The 16,277-nt window shown below is 36.4% G+C and carries 17 protein-coding genes, 1 pseudogene and 1 other annotated feature; of the genes and pseudogenes, 5 read left to right on the top strand and 13 right to left on the bottom strand.

Translation table 11 applies throughout. The features are described from left to right. Positions 1-136 precede the first annotated feature (136 nt). Positions 137-1,297 carry an NO-inducible flavohemoprotein gene (gene hmpA / locus MKY27_RS07640; protein WP_339199182.1) on the top strand — a complete coding sequence of 387 codons (1,161 nt, stop codon included), beginning with the start codon at positions 137-139 and terminating at the stop codon, positions 1,295-1,297. Between the two features lie 576 nt (positions 1,298-1,873). Here hmpA and MKY27_RS07635 read toward each other — a convergent pair. The 4 genes from MKY27_RS07635 to MKY27_RS07620 form a co-directional block, all read right to left on the bottom strand. Beyond that, complete coding sequence (locus MKY27_RS07635) at positions 1,874-2,863, bottom strand: HD domain-containing phosphohydrolase (RefSeq protein ID WP_339199180.1); 990 nt, start codon at positions 2,861-2,863, stop codon at positions 1,874-1,876. Positions 2,864-3,281: 418 nt separating this feature from the next. Further along, entirely contained in the window at positions 3,282-3,518 is a 237-nt protein-coding gene (locus MKY27_RS07630) for a hypothetical protein (protein ID WP_339199177.1), read from the bottom strand. A gap of 730 nt (positions 3,519-4,248) precedes the next feature. Continuing rightward, positions 4,249-4,725, bottom strand: coding sequence for a hypothetical protein (locus tag MKY27_RS07625; RefSeq protein ID WP_339199175.1), 477 nt, complete (start codon positions 4,723-4,725; stop codon positions 4,249-4,251). A gap of 2 nt (positions 4,726-4,727) precedes the next feature. Continuing rightward, a complete protein-coding gene (locus MKY27_RS07620) occupies positions 4,728-5,726 on the bottom strand; it encodes an MBL fold metallo-hydrolase (RefSeq protein ID WP_339199172.1) in 999 nt (332 codons plus the stop codon). A 380-nt stretch (positions 5,727-6,106) separates the two neighbouring features. Continuing rightward, positions 6,107-6,318: a binding site (T-box leader), on the top strand. Between MKY27_RS07620 and proC the strand changes: the two genes are divergently transcribed. The 3 genes and pseudogenes from proC to MKY27_RS07605 form a co-directional block, all read left to right on the top strand. Then, positions 6,300-7,211: a pyrroline-5-carboxylate reductase gene (proC, locus tag MKY27_RS07615; RefSeq protein WP_339199170.1), complete on the top strand. Its 912-nt coding sequence runs from the start codon at positions 6,300-6,302 to the stop codon at positions 7,209-7,211. (Overlaps the previous feature by 19 nt.) 207 nt (positions 7,212-7,418) lie before the next feature. After that, positions 7,419-7,733, top strand: a complete 315-nt coding sequence (locus MKY27_RS07610) for a metalloregulator ArsR/SmtB family transcription factor (RefSeq protein WP_339199167.1) — start codon at positions 7,419-7,421, stop codon at positions 7,731-7,733. Between the two features lie 77 nt (positions 7,734-7,810). Beyond that, positions 7,811-8,011, top strand: a pseudogene (locus MKY27_RS07605) (DMT family transporter); the annotation flags it as partial. A 139-nt stretch (positions 8,012-8,150) separates the two neighbouring features. Here the strand turns inward: MKY27_RS07605 and MKY27_RS07600 are convergent. Next, the gene (locus MKY27_RS07600) at positions 8,151-10,364 is read right to left on the bottom strand and encodes a PBP1A family penicillin-binding protein (protein WP_339199164.1); all 2,214 of its coding nucleotides are present in this window, start codon (positions 10,362-10,364) and stop codon (positions 8,151-8,153) included. A gap of 231 nt (positions 10,365-10,595) precedes the next feature. Then, positions 10,596-10,769 (bottom strand): tRNA U-34 5-methylaminomethyl-2-thiouridine biosynthesis protein, encoded by a 174-nt coding sequence (locus tag MKY27_RS07595; protein ID WP_339176293.1) that lies wholly within the window; start codon positions 10,767-10,769, stop codon positions 10,596-10,598. 207 nt (positions 10,770-10,976) lie between these two features. Here MKY27_RS07595 and MKY27_RS07590 point away from each other — a divergent pair, with 207 nt between their 5' ends. Then, positions 10,977-11,525 carry a hypothetical protein gene (locus MKY27_RS07590; protein ID WP_339199162.1) on the top strand — a complete coding sequence of 183 codons (549 nt, stop codon included), beginning with the start codon at positions 10,977-10,979 and terminating at the stop codon, positions 11,523-11,525. Between the two features lie 52 nt (positions 11,526-11,577). On the opposite strand, the gene MKY27_RS07585 is transcribed toward MKY27_RS07590, so the two are convergent. From MKY27_RS07585 to MKY27_RS07555, 7 genes are all read right to left on the bottom strand, one after another. Then, a complete protein-coding gene (locus MKY27_RS07585) occupies positions 11,578-12,027 on the bottom strand; it encodes an NUDIX hydrolase (protein WP_339199159.1) in 450 nt (149 codons plus the stop codon). Between the two features lie 41 nt (positions 12,028-12,068). Further along, entirely contained in the window at positions 12,069-12,764 is a 696-nt protein-coding gene (locus MKY27_RS07580) for a UDP-N-acetylmuramyl pentapeptide phosphotransferase (RefSeq protein WP_339199156.1), read from the bottom strand. 95 nt (positions 12,765-12,859) lie between these two features. Then, positions 12,860-13,141, bottom strand: coding sequence for a hypothetical protein (locus tag MKY27_RS07575; protein ID WP_339199153.1), 282 nt, complete (start codon positions 13,139-13,141; stop codon positions 12,860-12,862). Positions 13,142-13,264: 123 nt separating this feature from the next. Beyond that, positions 13,265-13,477, bottom strand: coding sequence for a hypothetical protein (locus MKY27_RS07570; RefSeq protein ID WP_339199151.1), 213 nt, complete (start codon positions 13,475-13,477; stop codon positions 13,265-13,267). Between the two features lie 550 nt (positions 13,478-14,027). Further along, positions 14,028-14,258 (bottom strand): acyl-phosphate glycerol 3-phosphate acyltransferase, encoded by a 231-nt coding sequence (locus MKY27_RS07565; RefSeq protein WP_079526444.1) that lies wholly within the window; start codon positions 14,256-14,258, stop codon positions 14,028-14,030. 122 nt (positions 14,259-14,380) lie between these two features. Next, on the bottom strand, positions 14,381-15,322 hold the full coding sequence (gene rnz, locus MKY27_RS07560; RefSeq protein ID WP_339199148.1) for a ribonuclease Z: 942 nt from the start codon (positions 15,320-15,322) through the stop codon (positions 14,381-14,383). Positions 15,323-15,688: 366 nt separating this feature from the next. After that, positions 15,689-16,117 carry a hypothetical protein gene (locus MKY27_RS07555; protein ID WP_339199145.1) on the bottom strand — a complete coding sequence of 143 codons (429 nt, stop codon included), beginning with the start codon at positions 16,115-16,117 and terminating at the stop codon, positions 15,689-15,691. Between the last annotated feature and the right edge of the window lie 160 nt (positions 16,118-16,277).

Genomic DNA, 16,277 nt, shown 5'->3' with positions numbered 1-16,277 from the left:
TGTTAAAGATGTATTTTTGTTATATCTTTGTGACAGAACTGTTAAAGATGTATTTTTGATATTGCTTTAGCATTTTTTTAGCAGTATATTGATGGTGCAAGTAACAAACAACCAAATTTGAGGGGACGTGCAAAGTATGTTAGCACAACAAACAATCAATATTATTAAATCAACAGTACCTGTATTGGAGGTACACGGATTAGCCATTACTAAAACTTTCTATTCAAACTTATTCAGAGAAAACCCTGAATTACTAAACATTTTCAACCATACAAACCAAAAGAAAGATCGTCAGCAAACAGCTTTAGCAAACACGGTTTATGCAGCAGCAGTACACATCGATAACTTGGAAGCCATCGTTCCGGCAGTTGTTCAAATTGCACATAAACACGTTAGTTTAGGAATTTTACCGGAGCATTATCCGATTGTCGGCAAATATTTATTGGAAGCAATCAAAGAAGTTCTAGGAGATGCAGCAACAGATGAAATTATCGACGCTTGGGGTAAAGCTTACGGCGTGATTGCGGATGTCTTCATTTCAGTGGAAGAAGATTTATACAAAGCAGCAGAAAATGCTGGCGGCTGGCGCGCATTCAAAGAATTTACTATTGCAGAAGTAGTAGAAGAAAGCGAAGCGGTAAAATCATTCTATTTAAAACCAGTTAACGGCGAGAAATTACCTGCATTCAAAGCAGGACAATTCATTACATTACGTACACAAGTACCTGGCGAACAATACTTAATGAACCGCCAATATACATTAACTGACGGTTCGGAAAATTATTTCCGCATTTCTGTAAAACGTGAAGATGATGTCACACCAAACGGAATTGTTTCAAACTTCCTGCACAACGCAGAAATCGGTACAAAAGTGGACGTAAGTGCTCCTGCAGGTGTGTTCACATTAGTGGAAAATGACAGCCCAGTTCTATTCATCAGCGGTGGTGTTGGTGTAACACCATTACAAGGAATGCTAAAAACTATTGAAGGACGTCAAGCATCATTTATCCAATGTGCACGCAACGAAAATGTCGCGGCATTTAAAGAAACAATCGAAGAAAACGTTGCAGCGACAGACGGGAAATATAAAGCGGTTTATTCAGATTTAGACGGCTATATTACAAAAGCGCAAATCGAGGAATTCCTGGAACCTGGTACGGAAGTGTACGTATGTGGCCCAACAGTATTCATGGAAACGGTCATTCAATACTTAGTTGAACTAGGTGTACCTGCTGAGAAGATTCATTATGAATTCTTCGGTGCAGCGATGGCGTTACAGATTAAGAAGACAGCTTAACTTATAGCAAAGCTTTTATTTAGTACGAAGAAAAAACAGCCAGTTGCCGGTATCCATACCGGTGACTGTTTTTTTGCTTTCCCCGTTCTCATTAAATATGGCTGATCTAATCTTGAAACAAATCCCTTGATAACCTGAAAGTTTTCCTCATTTAAATTGACTGATTATGTTTCTAATAAATTGGTGAGATGTTCTAATAAGCACGTAAAAGTTCTAATAAAACACCGATCTTCTAATATAAGTCGCCGATGTTCAAATAAGTGGTCGAGGTCTTCTAATAAGAGGTCGAGAAGTTCAAATATGTGAGTCGGATGTTCTAATATATCGGGGAAAGTTCTAATATAAGCAGCAGACCACATTTTCTAATATGCAATCGTGAAGTTTTAATGAGATGGTGCGCCGGTTTTCTAATAAGTTAGTGCGCTGCTCTAATAAGCTGCCGAGAACTTCTAATATTTGTGTTGGGATGTTCTAATATATCGGGGGAAGTTCTAATATACGCAGCAAAACGCATTTTCTACTATTTCAGCAGCTATTAAAGATAAATTTGAGTCCGGTGTAATACCGGACTCATTTTTAAAACAGGCTGATAAACGTTTCCGCAATTAACGGGTCAAAATGTTTCCCTTTGTTTTCATCAATAAAGGCCAATGCTTTTTCTTCCGACCATGAATCTTTATACGGTCTGCGCGTCGTTAACGCATCAAATACATCGACAATCGATACGACTCTCGCTTCAAGAGGAATCTGCTCGCCTTTTAACTGGAACGGGTAGCCCGTTCCATCCCATTTTTCATGGTGATACAATATGATATTTTCGGCGACTTCCATACTCTTTATAAAATCATAATTGATTTCCTTCGACATTTTATTTAGAATATCCGCCCCTGTTAATGGATGCATTTCGATTATTTTTCTTTCATAAATGGACAATGCTCCGGGTTTATATAAAATTCCTTCTGGCATCCCCGCTTTCCCGATGTCATGCAATATACTGGAATGAATCACATTATGCATATAATTCGATTCTAATTGGAGGTTGTTTTTCTCATTGTGTGCCTTCAAAAGTTTTTCCGTCAATACCTGAACTCTTATTAGATGTTCTTCCGTTCCGGGATCACGAATTTCACAGGAGATGGCCAGCACTTTCAAAAGCTCTCTCTGAACTTCTACCTTTTTGTCTTCCGATAAGTATAAGCCTTCTTCCAATTGTTCCAGCGCACGAAAAACGCCTATATAAAACAATTCTTCCTCAATTTTGAACGGTGTGATCGTAATAGAAGAATGCCAAAGTTCCCCGGATTTCTTTCGATTTACAAAAATTCCAGACCAAGGGATATGCTGCTTTAGTGAATCTTTCATTGCACGATACGTTTCTTTACTCGTAAGATTCGATTTAATAAAGCCCGCTTTCACTCCGATTATTTTATTTCTATCAAACCCTGTTACCTCTTGATATGTATCATTGACTTCTAGAATAATATGGTCACTGTCTGTTATCAGTACAGCATCTCCTAATTCCAAAAAGCCTTTTAGTTGGAAAGGTAACTGCAGCATCGTTTTCATAAACAGCCTCCTGTTTCTTTTTATTTCTTTTATGACATTGTGCTGACTCGTTATGTTCTCACATGGGAATATTATACTGATAAAACAAGATTAATGCGCTCTAGTTCTTAGTGAAAAATGACACATTTTCTACTCAATATAACGAATTCTTAATATTTCGATTTTTCATCAAGTAATTGTAAACATTTTATGAGCTTTTACAACAAACGGATGATAACAATTGAATGTCAAAAACGTCAAAACCAATTTTTTATGAAAGGTTTTGACGTTTAGGTTAAATACTTAATTATTTATTAATCTGGTTTTCATAATATTTATGTGAAAAATCAATACACCCATTAACTTTTCTCTAATTTCAATACTATTCATTATTATCCTAATCTTGTATTAATAATGAACTTACCGATTCTCCCTAACATTAATAATTTTTAGAAGCTAAGTAATGCTCAATCGTGGTAACATATGTTTTCCAATCGCAATAACATTTTTGAATTTTCGCTTCTAATATGGAATCAATTTGTTTTTCTTCATTATAAATCCCTTTACGACGCATGCTCTCTAATCTATTAACATACTGATTGATTGAAATTTCCTTAAGTTTTCTTTCACCTTTTTTTAGCACATGTTTTTGCTGTAAATATTCAATAAACTCCATATCTTTCCCCCTATAGTTCTTTGTCTTTATCTTAGAAATGCTGAATCATTTACTCCCATTATTTTCATCTTATCTAAGTATTAGTATAAATGGCAGTTGATTATTTCATAACTTAGCCACTGACATAATACCGCAGTGTAAATAATCGCCTTTTTTTCTTTAGTTTGATTAGTATTTCAGAAAATAGATTCCTCCCCCCAACTAATATTGATTTATTATCTTAAAATAAGAAAACCCTGGTATATTCCAACAAAATAATAGCTGATTTCCCCTTCTTGTCTCACGTTAAAATAAGTCCCCTTCATCGACCGTTTCAATACCTTCTGGAACAGACCAGTTAAAGCCTCTCCACACGTGTCCAGAAAAGTCCGCTCAAAAAGATTTAATATTTTTTAAATAATTTAAAAAATATATATTGTTGCGTTAAAACGCAACCGGGTGGATTTTTTCTTTGTGGCTTTTAATATCCTGGCAATGAAAATTATTATTTTGAACCGATTGTCCCCTTTTTAGATTTTTAAAGACATATATAAGGCAAGTGAGTAAGCACACAAATGGAGGCGGGAACATGCAAAAAGTAATAAATTGTTCAACAAACTTTTCAGTTCAGATTGAAGATCACAATAAATACTACAATAAGCAAAATAATATGTCGGTTATCTTATAGGCTTTGATTTATTGTTTTATTCAACAAAAAACCTCCTAACTATTTTTTTAGGAGGCGTTCCAACTATTGAATTTTAAGACTTTCACTGCTTTGAAGTAGATCACAAAATGTTTCATCATTGATTTGAACTTGGTTAGCTTCAATAAAAAAATGATCTTTATTATTAACTTGGAAATAAAAGTTTGTTTTAGAACTGATATCTTCAATCACTCTTAAATCTGGATTTAATGTTTCAATTTTTACTTTCCCAAAACCATTTTGATGATAGCCAATTTCGCTGACAAAACTAGTATCATTAAATTTGCGAGTATTTAATCTATAGGTGTTATTTGCCTCTTGATCATACACTACTGTTTCTTGATAAATATAATACGAAAGAACTTCTTTAAAAGTAACATACGTTTTAATAATATTTTGGCCTGACACACTTTCAACTAGTAGAGAAATCATTTCAGCAAAATAGTTAATATCTAAAGAAGATATTTCCCATCCATTTACTCTGTGCTCTAATAAATAAGGAATATCAGTTAGGTTTTTCATTATTAATACCCAGTTTTATTTAATGATTTATTCGCTTCTCTTGAAGCATGTAGAGTAATATCACTTTTCTTATAAAACTGAATCCCGTCACGTTCTTCAATCTCGACCATACCTTGATCTATCAAATAATCAAACTGCCCTAATGTTTCAGATAATGTCAGGCCTAATTGCTGCTGATAAATGCGTTCGAATAATTGAGTGGTCATTTCAAAGTTGGTTTTTGGTGTATCGAGCATACCGTAAACTTTTAATGCGCGTTGTCTTTGTTTCTCCAACCGTTCATCAATGAGTGGTTCGATATTTGTCAGTTCTGCGCCATGACCTGTATATACTTTTGAGATATCTAAATTTTTCAGGCGTTTAAGTGATTCATTATATTGCAGCAATGATTTAGGTCGCTCCATCGATAAATCAAGCGGTGGTTCGACTAATGGATTCGACGATGTGCGTTCCAGCAGTAAATCACCGCCAATGCATTCACGGGTATTCTCTTCAACAAAGATCAGATGGCTTTGCGCATGCCCGGATGTTTCATAAACTTTCATACCAGGATGGCCCGGCACTTCATCGCCTTCTTTTAAATAACCCGTCAACGGAATCGTACCGAATAGCTCAATTTCCCCTTTAACATGTAATATCCGGTCTACATATTTTTCAGGCACCCCTTGCTCGATTAAGAGCTTTTTGAAAAATCGCTCATGATACTGCAGAAATTCCGGCTCTTTTTTCATCCAGTAATCAACATATTGATGGCCTAATACTTCCGCCCCTGGAAATGCATCGATCCAACCGGCATGATCCGGATGATGGTGCGTTAAGACGACTTGTTCTACATCTTTCATATCATAACCTGCAGCGCGCAGTCCCCATTTGATCGCTTCATACGCTTCTTCGGTTTTCGGACCTGCATCAAATAATGTCAGCGCATCTCCCTTTACTAAAAAAGCATTTACATCTCCCACTGCATATGGTGTAGGTATAACAATTTTATGTACTTCCATAGTTTAATCCCCTTTATCTTAATTCAGCAATCACTTACCTCTTCAAGTAGTGTTTACTGCTTGTTTTGTTTAACCCAGCTGCTGGACAAAAAGCCAGCTGAATAAAGATAAGCCTCTGGCAGGTGACGCAGATTTTAAAAGGAATTTAAGAGGAATTTAAGAGGAAGTCAGCCTAAAACACCGCATCCTGCGACAACGGCTGACTGACCCACGTCCTGTTGGTCTCAACTCAAAAAATCTGGACGCCAATTACGTCGAGACGTAATCGATTCGCTCGCAATGAATGACTATTCATTTATTTTAACTCTTTTTTCTTCATTCGTCACGTCAAAGGTTGACAGTTTTTCAATACAGCACTATAATTTTGGATAATTCAAAATTTACAGGCAATGAAAAAGCCAAGTAAATTATTTTAAGGTTTTAGAGAGTGCCGTCTTTGCTGAAATCGGCATAACCCGCTGAAATAATTGAACCTCCTTTTGAGCCGTTATGACAACATAACCGTATCCTTTGCGATAAAAAGGCTGAAGCTGCACACATTATGTGTGAACAAAGGTGGTACCGCGGAAATTTATGCATTTTCGTCCTTACATTAGTAGGGATGGAGATGCTTTTTTATTTGTTAAACGAAGTCTTAATGCAAAATGGAATCGGATTAAAAAATCGGAGGGATATAATATGCAAAAAATTATTTTTATCGGCGCAGGATCGATGGCAGAAGCGCTTATTCACGGTTGGACCAAAAAGAATGTCATCCATCCACATTCCCTGTTTATATCCAATCGGTCCAATAAAGAACGCCTTAAAGAATTGGTCGAAAGCTACGATGTTAAACTGTTGGAGGACCATACTCAATTGCAGGATGCGGATCTTGTCATTTTGGCAATGAAACCAAAAGATGCCCGCGCTGCGATGGAAATAATCGCACCACATTTAGGAGCAGATACGGCTATTATTTCGGTGCTCGCCGGTGTAACGATTGAAACAATTGAACAGTATCTCGGCAACCGATCGATAGCTCGTGTCATGCCAAACACATCCGCACAAATCGGCATGTCTGCATCCGGTATCGCGTTCAATCCGCATGTTACAGACGTGCAGCGTTCACTTTATATTCAAATGCTTGAAGCGATCGGCATTGTCATTGAAGTGGAAGAAGAGAAACTGCATGCTGTTACAGCACTTGCTGGAAGCGGACCTGCCTACTTATACTATTTGGTTGAAGCATTTGAACAGGCCGGTGCTGAGTTTGGGCTATCAAAAGAAGTCGTGCGGGAACTGATGGTACAGACAATAGCCGGTTCAGCGGAAATGCTGAAATCCGGAAACGTGGAGCCTTCTATATTGCGCAGAAAAGTGACAAGTCCGGGCGGCACGACAGAAGCCGGTATTAAAGCACTTGAATCGATGTCCTTTAACGAAGCGATTGTGAACTGTGTTCGAAGTGCGGAAAACCGCTCAAGAGAACTAGCGCGCGGGGAATAAACATACTCGTTGAACTTATTTGTAGCATATAACTTTAAATACTAGAGGGCTCCTGATGAACTTAATTTTCAGCAACCCAATCTTCAAAAAGCTTGATTCCTCAAAAAGAATCAAGCTTTTTCTCTTTGTGATCATTTACTTTTCCTGGGAAATACCATGATTACCTTACCTTGACATATCGAGAATTCTAGATATATAATTACCCGCATGGAACCTATTGATGTATTCAAAGCATTATCGAATGAAACAAGACTCAATATTCTGGAGTGGTTAAGGGAACCCGAGAAACACTTTCCAAAGCAAGGCGCTCACCTACCAAAGGAGGTAAGTTACAAAGGTGGAGTATGTGTTGGGGATATTCAGGAAAAAGCCAAAATTTCTCAATCCACGATTTCGAGCTACTTAAATATGATGCAAAAAGCTGGTTTACTTGAGTCGATTCGTCATGGCCAATGGACGTATTACAGACGTAATGAAGACTTTATTCAACAGTTAGCTGAATACTTTAAAACAGATATCTAATAGGATTTCTGTTTTTTTATCAATCAATATATCGATTTATCTAGATATACAATTATACCGAAAAGAGGATTTCAACTATGCGCTTTATATTTTATCTATTTGCTTTTTTAGCTGGAGCCGCACTTAGCTTTGAAGGCGCAATCTATGCAGAACTAGGAAAAACAATCGGACAAATAGAAACAAGTTTTTATAACTTCTTTATGGGCTCAATCATCATGGGGCTTTTGTGGATCTTTTTTGGAAAAGGCAGGATTTCCTATACGTTGGAGGCACCGAAGCACTAGCAAAGAATCTGAAACTGTTGCATAAAAGGTCTCCCCTAATAATAGGGGGTCCAAATAAAAACTGGCAATCTTCATTTTTTTGAAGATTGCCTTTTATAATTACTTCCATGCTGTAAAATCGTCGAAACCTATTTTACTCATGTTCTTTGTCTTTCTTCTCTTTTTTCTTTTCTTGATCTTTCTCATGCTTCTCCTTTTGCTTTTCTTTATCCCTCTCTTTCTTCTCTTTTTCCTTGTCCTTCTTCTCTTTATCTCTCTCTTTCTTTTCTTTATCTTTATTTATATCTTTCTTTTCTTTTTGTTTTTCCTTCTTTTCTTTATCCTTTTCTTTCTTCCCTTTATCTCTTTCTTTTTTCTCTTTATCTTTCTTCTTCTCCATCTCTTTCATTTCTTGCTTCTTCTGCTCTTTCTCTTTCTTTTCCTGCTCTTTTAGCTGTTTGACCAGTAGCGGTAGGGCAAATTCTTTTTGGTTAAACTCAGTAATCGATTCAGTCAAAATTTCATTGAAAACCTTTGTGGCAGTCATTCCGCCAGTTCCTGATAAATAATGATTTTCATCTGTTTGATCATAGCCCATCCAGATTGCGCCCACTATTTCCGGTGTATATCCAACAAACCAGTGGTCCTTTGCACCACCGGAATTCGCAAATGGAAGCTCTGATGTGCCCGTTTTGCCGGCTATTTCCCATCCATCTACTTGAGCATTTTTCGCTGAACCTTCTTCGACAACACCTTTAAGCATATATGTTATTTCTTGAGCAACTAGGGGCTTTGTCACGTTCGTCTCATTGTGCTCCCACTTAGCAATGATCTTGCCGTCTGCATCTTCAATTTTTTGTATGGCATGAGCTTCTACCATTACCCCATCATTAGGAAATGTTGAAAATGCCTGAGCCATTTGTAAAGGAGAAACCCCTTCATTCAAACCACCAAGTGCTAAACTTAAATTATGATCCTCTTCTTTCAATTCAATGCCAAAACGCTCCACTGCATTAATACCGGATTTCAATCCCATATTATTTAATAGCCATACCGGTGGGATATTGTATGAATTTACCAATGCTTCATACATTGTGACTTCTCCATGGAATCGTTTGTCATAGTTCATTGGCTGATACCCGTCAATATTAATCGGTGTATCTGGTAATTTATCATACATTCCATAGCCTTGTTCCAGAGCAGGAGTATATGCCGCCAATGGTTTTATAGCGGATGCTGGTTGACGTTTTAATTGAGTTGCTTGATTAAACCCTCTAAAAGTATGGTCTCCCCTTCCTCCAACAAGAGCACTGATTCCTCCAGTTGACGGATTGATAAATATTGCCCCACTTTGGATGAGCTGATCAGATTGCCCTTCAGGAAATAGTTCATTATCGTTATATACCTGTTCAACTGTATTTTGGATTGCAGGATTCAGTTCTGTATAGATATGAAGTCCGCCTGAGAGAACTTCATTTTCTGTAAGCCCGTATTGTTTAATCGCTTCGTCAATAATATGATCTACATAATAAGGATATTTCCCCTTATACTCATCAAATTTTTTACCCTCTACTACGATAGGTTGTGCTTTTCCATCTTTCACTTCATTTGGAGTAATGTACCCTTCCTTTTCCATTAATGATAGAACAAGGTCTCTCCGTTGAACTGATTTATCCATATCTTTTATAGGTGATAATATCGAAGGCGCTTTAATCAAACCTGCAAGCATGGCCGACTCGCCTAATGTTAATTCACTCACGTCTTTGCCGAAATATGTTTGGGAAGCACGCTGTACGCCCCAGGCTCCTTCACCAAAATAGATCTGATTTAAATAGCGTTCCATAATTTCGTCTTTCTCATATGTTCGTTCAATTTTTTTCGTCAAAATGAGCTCTTTAAACTTCCTCGTATAGGTACGTTCTTGTGTTAGAAAGACGTTTTTAGCCAACTGCTGTGTAATCGTACTTCCTCCAGCAACAATTTCTCCACTCATCGTATTTTGAGTCATTGCACGGACAATTCCTATCATGTTAATCCCACTATGCATGTAAAACTTCTGGTCTTCCGTTGCAATTACAGCATGAATCAGATGTTCCGGAATTTGATCTATATTGACGCCATCTATTTTGGAACCTGTTACTTTACTGGCTACCTCTCCATTTTGATCATAAATAATCGTTGGCTGCGGCGTAGGTTCTTCGAGTTTACTGACATCACTTTTCCATATAAAAATATTAAATACGAGCAAACAGCACAATAAAAATATGGAAAGTCCTAGTATTACTTTCATGATTATTTTTTTATCTTTAACCTTACGCCATACCCGCCCGGTTAATTTTTGCTGCTGTCTTCTTTCCACTCTTTTCACGTTTCGTTCCACCTTTAGTCTTACGATTCAGTTTTTGCATAAAGGTTATTGTTAGTTAGGAAATATGCATAGTCAATAGGTTTTTGATAAACCGCTACTTTGTCCTCTACTAAAACCCAAGTATTCATATCATATCTCCTATATAATGGGGCTCCACAATAATAAAAGGGCGCTAATTCTTAATTAAGAATCACGCCCCATTTATTAAATACTTATAAAAATAAGCAACCATCAAGTTCCTAAATCAACCTTTTTTCGTTTGGGGACAATTCTACCGATTATATACCCCATAATGATTCCCGTTAAAAACATGAACAGCCTTTCCCCTGAAAAATCATCCGTAAAGTATCCCCATATTAGCCAACCTGCAACTGTTCCTATTATTAAACCAAGTAACTTTTTCAATCTCTACCTCCTATATCTTTTCACCATTTTACATTAGAGAAACTCACTAGAATTCTATCTCTCTCCTATATCACTTCAATTCACATTAGGTTATTTATGTTAAAATAGTAATATAAAACATTTATTTATTTAAATTGGAAAATATTTATTTAGGGCTATAGAGGTTTAAAAATTGTTGTTGATGTATAAATAGTGGAGTGTGATAAAGTGAAATGGTTGAAGTATGTAATTGGATTTGTAATAGTAGTAGCTTTTTTAACAGTTGTTTTGTTTAACCTCACAACAAAAATTGAAGCAAATCAATTAGAGGAAAAAGTAAGTACCCTGGAAGAACAAATTGGTAATCATTATAGAAGCGACCTCTATTTATGGGAAGATGCGGCAGAGCAGCTATTAATGTTTGATTTTTCTCAGCCTATAACTGAAGAAAACAAAAATGAAATCTTTAGACTTTCAAGATTATTTAATACCGCATCGGAAAACCTTTTTTTTAGACTCCGTACTGAGTCCGCCCATCCGGAATTGTATTCTAAACTGTCCAAGGTAGATAGGTATTTTTTAACTTATGATGATAAAGGTTCACTTACAGAAGAACAAGTGGCTGATTTATCTCAGGTTCTCCATGCAGTACGTTTTATAGCTAAGGATATCAATGACCTTACTCGATATAATATGCAAGCTTTATATGATGCGATGAACGATGAAGAACATGAAATCGGAGAACGCATTAAGTATCGTCTCTCTATAGAATATTGATGAAAAACGCTCAGATTTCTATTTCTGAGCGTTTTACTTTAGCTATATATTATTAGTTACAAGTTTTCAAGAAATCCTTAATTACCGGATCATCTGGAGGACTGATTACCGGTAAATCTGTTAAATCGAAAAATCGTATATCCGTTGCTTCTGATTCATCGAATTTAATCGAACCTTCATAGTTTTTACAGATAAAGGCGGTAACAACGTTATAAACTTCATCACCATGAGGATATTTATAATAAAACTCTTTACCTGAAAATGTTCTGAATAATTCCAACCGTGTGGGGGTTAATCCGGTTTCCTCTTCCATTTCCCTCACTGCCACTTCTTCCAAGCTTTCACCTAATTCCATCGCTCCACCAGGAAGTCCCCAGCTATTATTATCTTTTCTATGTTGTAGAAGTAACTGTGTCTTCTCATTCACTATTAAAACGCAAGCTCCCACCATAATGATTGGATCAGTACCAATCTTTTTGCGCAATTCCATAATATATCCCAAAGTCATCACCTACTACTAGTTTAAATGAAACTTGAAAATCACTAAATAAATCGATACTTCCTCGAAAATTGTGAAATAGCTAAAACGACTGTTGCCCCAACGACCAAGTACCATACTACGTTAAACGGAATGATAAACATTAGTAATCCGAATAATACAGCAATTGAAGCGCTAATTATCATTGCCTGTGCACTTGTTATTTTCATTTGTAAAATAAGATAAATTGCTAACGGTAATGCCAATGTAAAAATCGGTATGTAAATTGTAATAAATGAACTTTTAAATAGCATCAGGGATAATACTGCCATTACAAAACCGATCGATGTAGTAAAGGATCTTTCTAAAACCTTTTCTCCTATAACTGAACGACACAACATAATTGTTAATACAGCAAATAGGCCGGTGATCGAAACAAATGTGTACCCCATAACAAAAGAAGCTGCGGAAAGACAAAGTAAAGAAATACAAGGTAACAGCAAAATTAATGGTTGCTGTTCTTCTTCTATATTCATTACATTAGTGAACCCTACTAGGAATAATAAAGAAAATGGAATCGCCAAAAGTCCTAATTCAATTTGATTAATATAACTAACTTCAAGATCACCAAACAATATGATGAATAATGATGCGCTAATTTGAACGACGATGAACCAGTTGCTTGATAAATTAAATTTTTGAGTAAGCTTCGTCGTCAAAACGACCATAACCAAAGCTATCAATAGTGTTAAATATAACAAAATTCTCCTCCTTGTTATGCGAATATACTTTTAGTGTTTATTCAAGACTTACTCCGTATACTACCATAAAAATCCAATTCATTAAATACTGCTTTTCACTTGAAGTATGCTCTATATGCATGGATGAACGCTTCCGGTGAAGATTTCACGATATACGTATAGACCCCTTGAAGCGTATGTAAATATAGAATCCCCCCTTGATTGGCAATTTTCCGGTAAGAAAAATCCATCACAATGTTAATCGGAAATTCTCGATTCTGCGTAACCACTTTGTCATTGTATAAGTAAATGATTCGGTCATGCTCTATTTCAAACTGTTCAGTACCTGTAACAGTTCTTTCTACTTTAAAATAAGGATGTTGCGCGATCAAATTCATGTGAACCTCCTGATATAAAGACTTAGGAGTATATTAACACAATCTGATTAATTACTTGGTGAAACGGAAACATAATCCCATATACTTTCAAAAGCATAAATTTGCTTCATCATTTCCCACCTCTCAACTTTCTTGATTCGCCTTATTTTTTCGGTGTATTTCTGAAAGATCTCTTATATAGATTAATGAATAGTCATCTCGAATATCGACTTCATAAAAGTAGTCGTTTTCCGTAACGGTATCTTTCACTTCTATTTCAAACAACCCCATGCCTCTACGGAAATTATTTTCTACTAAAATGATATTTTCCCGTTCAATTCCATAATTCGTTTCCATGTAGTCCTCCACATAATGGAATACAACCGCGCCTCGAGATTTACTATTAAAATAATTGAAAGCAACAAAAACCACAACTATACAAAATAATAAGTTAAAGAGAATTATTTTTTTCAAGAGCCTTCCCTCCGCAGTCTAGAATTACAATTTATAAAATTTTAATAGAAAGAAAAAATAGTAGAGCGATGAATGGAAGTATGATAATCGTAATTAAGGCTTTCTTTTTAGTATTTTGAATAGCACGTTCAGTGATCTCAGGTTCTTCTTCGTATAATCCTCTTCGTCCCCATAACAAGCTTTCCTTAGGGTTTACATAAGTCCAAATCGTAACCCCGTATAGCAAAGCCCATGACAATATCACCACTATCATCTTTCATCACCGTCCCAACTTGTATAATAACTAATATACGGTTGAAATTGCCATTAGTTTCAAAATTTTAACAGTTCTTATCAGACTGATTTCTCTAATCAAAAAACACTCAGTTCAAAAAATAACTGAGTGCCTTGGCATATGATTTATTTAATTTTCCCCTTAAGCGAACCGGAATCTTTACAATAATCCATTCTTAATGCGCTTTACAATACTGAATGTCGTATAGAGCGAGATCGGACCTAATACTGCGGCAATGATCAGCCACATCGTTAAGCCATCTGTCGCCTTCAGCATGTCCAAGTTTGTTCGTATGTACACAACGACCCCAAATAACAGAATATAGCTCATGACATTTGGAAAAATAACTAGCAATCGTAATACTTTCGGTGAAATTGTCGGTTGCTGCATCATTCATCCCCCTTTTCTCCATTATAGCGGAATATTTCTGCAATTGAACAAAATTCTCTTAAAAATTAAAGTGGCATATAGTAAACATTTCCCCGTTTACTATACACCTCGAATAAATTCATCTATTCAATTTCCAGCAATTCGTTTTTCCGCCACTCAAATTGGCTGAAATCATTTGCTAAATAACTGTTTTCAAAAATCGCTTGAGCTTCCTCCAAAAACGGAATGAGATCATGCTTTAAAAAACGGGCGCTAATGTGATTTAACAGTAAATGTTTCGCTTGTGCTTCTTTCGCGACAGTTGCCGCTTCCGTATTTGTCGCATGTCCGTACTTGCCCGCCAGTTCTATTGTGGAATGGTCAAAGGTTGCTTCGTGTACGACAACATCAGCGTTTTGTGCTAAACGGATACTGTTTTCGCAATATTTCGTATCCCCTAAAATGGCTACCGTGAACCCTTGCTGTGGTGGTGACGTTACATCACTGCTTTTGACAACAGTGCCATCTTCCAGCTGCACAGAATGACCTGCTTTTAATTGGCCTAATAGCGGACCTTTTGGCACACCTAATGCCAAAGCCTTGTCAATCAGCAGCTCGCCCTGCATCGGCTTTTGTTCAATCCGATAACCGAAGCACGGGACAACATGCTGCAGCGGCAGTGCACGTACCGTAAACTGCTCATCTTCAAACACGATGCCATCTTTTACTTCGACAAATTCAATCGGATACGTTAAATGGGTTTTTGATAATTGCAATGTTTGTTCAATCCATTGCTGTAACCCGGCCGGCCCGTAAATTGTAAGCATGTCCTCCCCGCCTAAAAAAGACCGGGAGCTTAAAAATCCGGGCAGCCCGAAAATATGGTCGCCGTGTAAATGCGTAATAAAGATTTTATCGATTTTACGCGGTTTAATCGTAGTATGCAAAATTTGATGCTGGGTCGCTTCTCCACAGTCAAACAGCCAAATCGAGCCGCATTCTTCAAGCAATTTGAATGCGATCGAACTCGTATTGCGCTCTTTTGAAGGCATCCCTGCACCGGTACCTAAAAATTGGATCTGCATGTCATTTCCTCCTAACACGAGATTAGTTTGCCTCATGTAGAAGCTTTTTACTATCGCTGTCTTTATTATAGGTGGCAAACAAGTTTATGCAAAGTAAAAAAGGCGCGGCAAAAGAAATGGCCAGGCGAATGATAAAAATCCCAACTACATAAAAAAACGCAATCTTCTTTTTGAAGGATCACGCACAGTTTGTGGAAAATGATTTAACTGGTTAGTTGAAAAATATTAGATTAAAAATTGAATCCACTTGTGCTCGGGTTCGTGAAGTTCAAGTGCAGATTTGAGCCATTGTCTCTTCTTATAATCAAGATGGTCCTTTACTGTAATAAAATCTTGATGGTCTTTTTCTCTTGTATTCTTCGCCTTTTATAAAAGGACTATTTCTGGATTTAAATAAGGAATACCCATATCAGAATAACTCCACATTGAATTTAGAGGTAAGGAAATCCTCAAATCTCTTCTGAATTCCCAATCATTATCTTTTGCTTCGTTTAGAAGTACTTCAATTTTATCTCCATTTAACTTATTGGTAGCATGAATTTCGTGTATAGGTAGCTCTAAAAATTCATTTCCCCAATTATGGAATTCACTTTTAATTACTTTCTTAAACTCCCATTCTATTAGATACGCCTTTAAATTTAATTGGTCTTTTCGAAATATAGCAATCTCTATATCTTTATGTTCTCTTGTTTCTTTCCCCATAAAAAGATCAATCGCCCACCCTCCAGCGATGAACCAATTTTTATTAAATTTTGCCATCAAAGAAGTTACATTTTGGCATTGTTCAAATGACATATAAATCCCCCAAGTCTAAATTTCTTACTTTAAAAAGACCATATGTACAACTCGACAATATTTTTACATCCTTCAATAAACGCACCGATTATTGAATAATATCACCCTTATTAATTAAATAAGGACTGAACTTTTAAAGCTACTTCTTTTGCTTTAACGT

This window comes from Solibacillus sp. FSL R5-0449, assembly GCF_037975215.1.
Taxonomy (GTDB): Bacteria; Bacillota; Bacilli; order Bacillales_A; family Planococcaceae; genus Solibacillus.
This window is presented reverse-complemented; position numbering and strand designations above follow the sequence as displayed.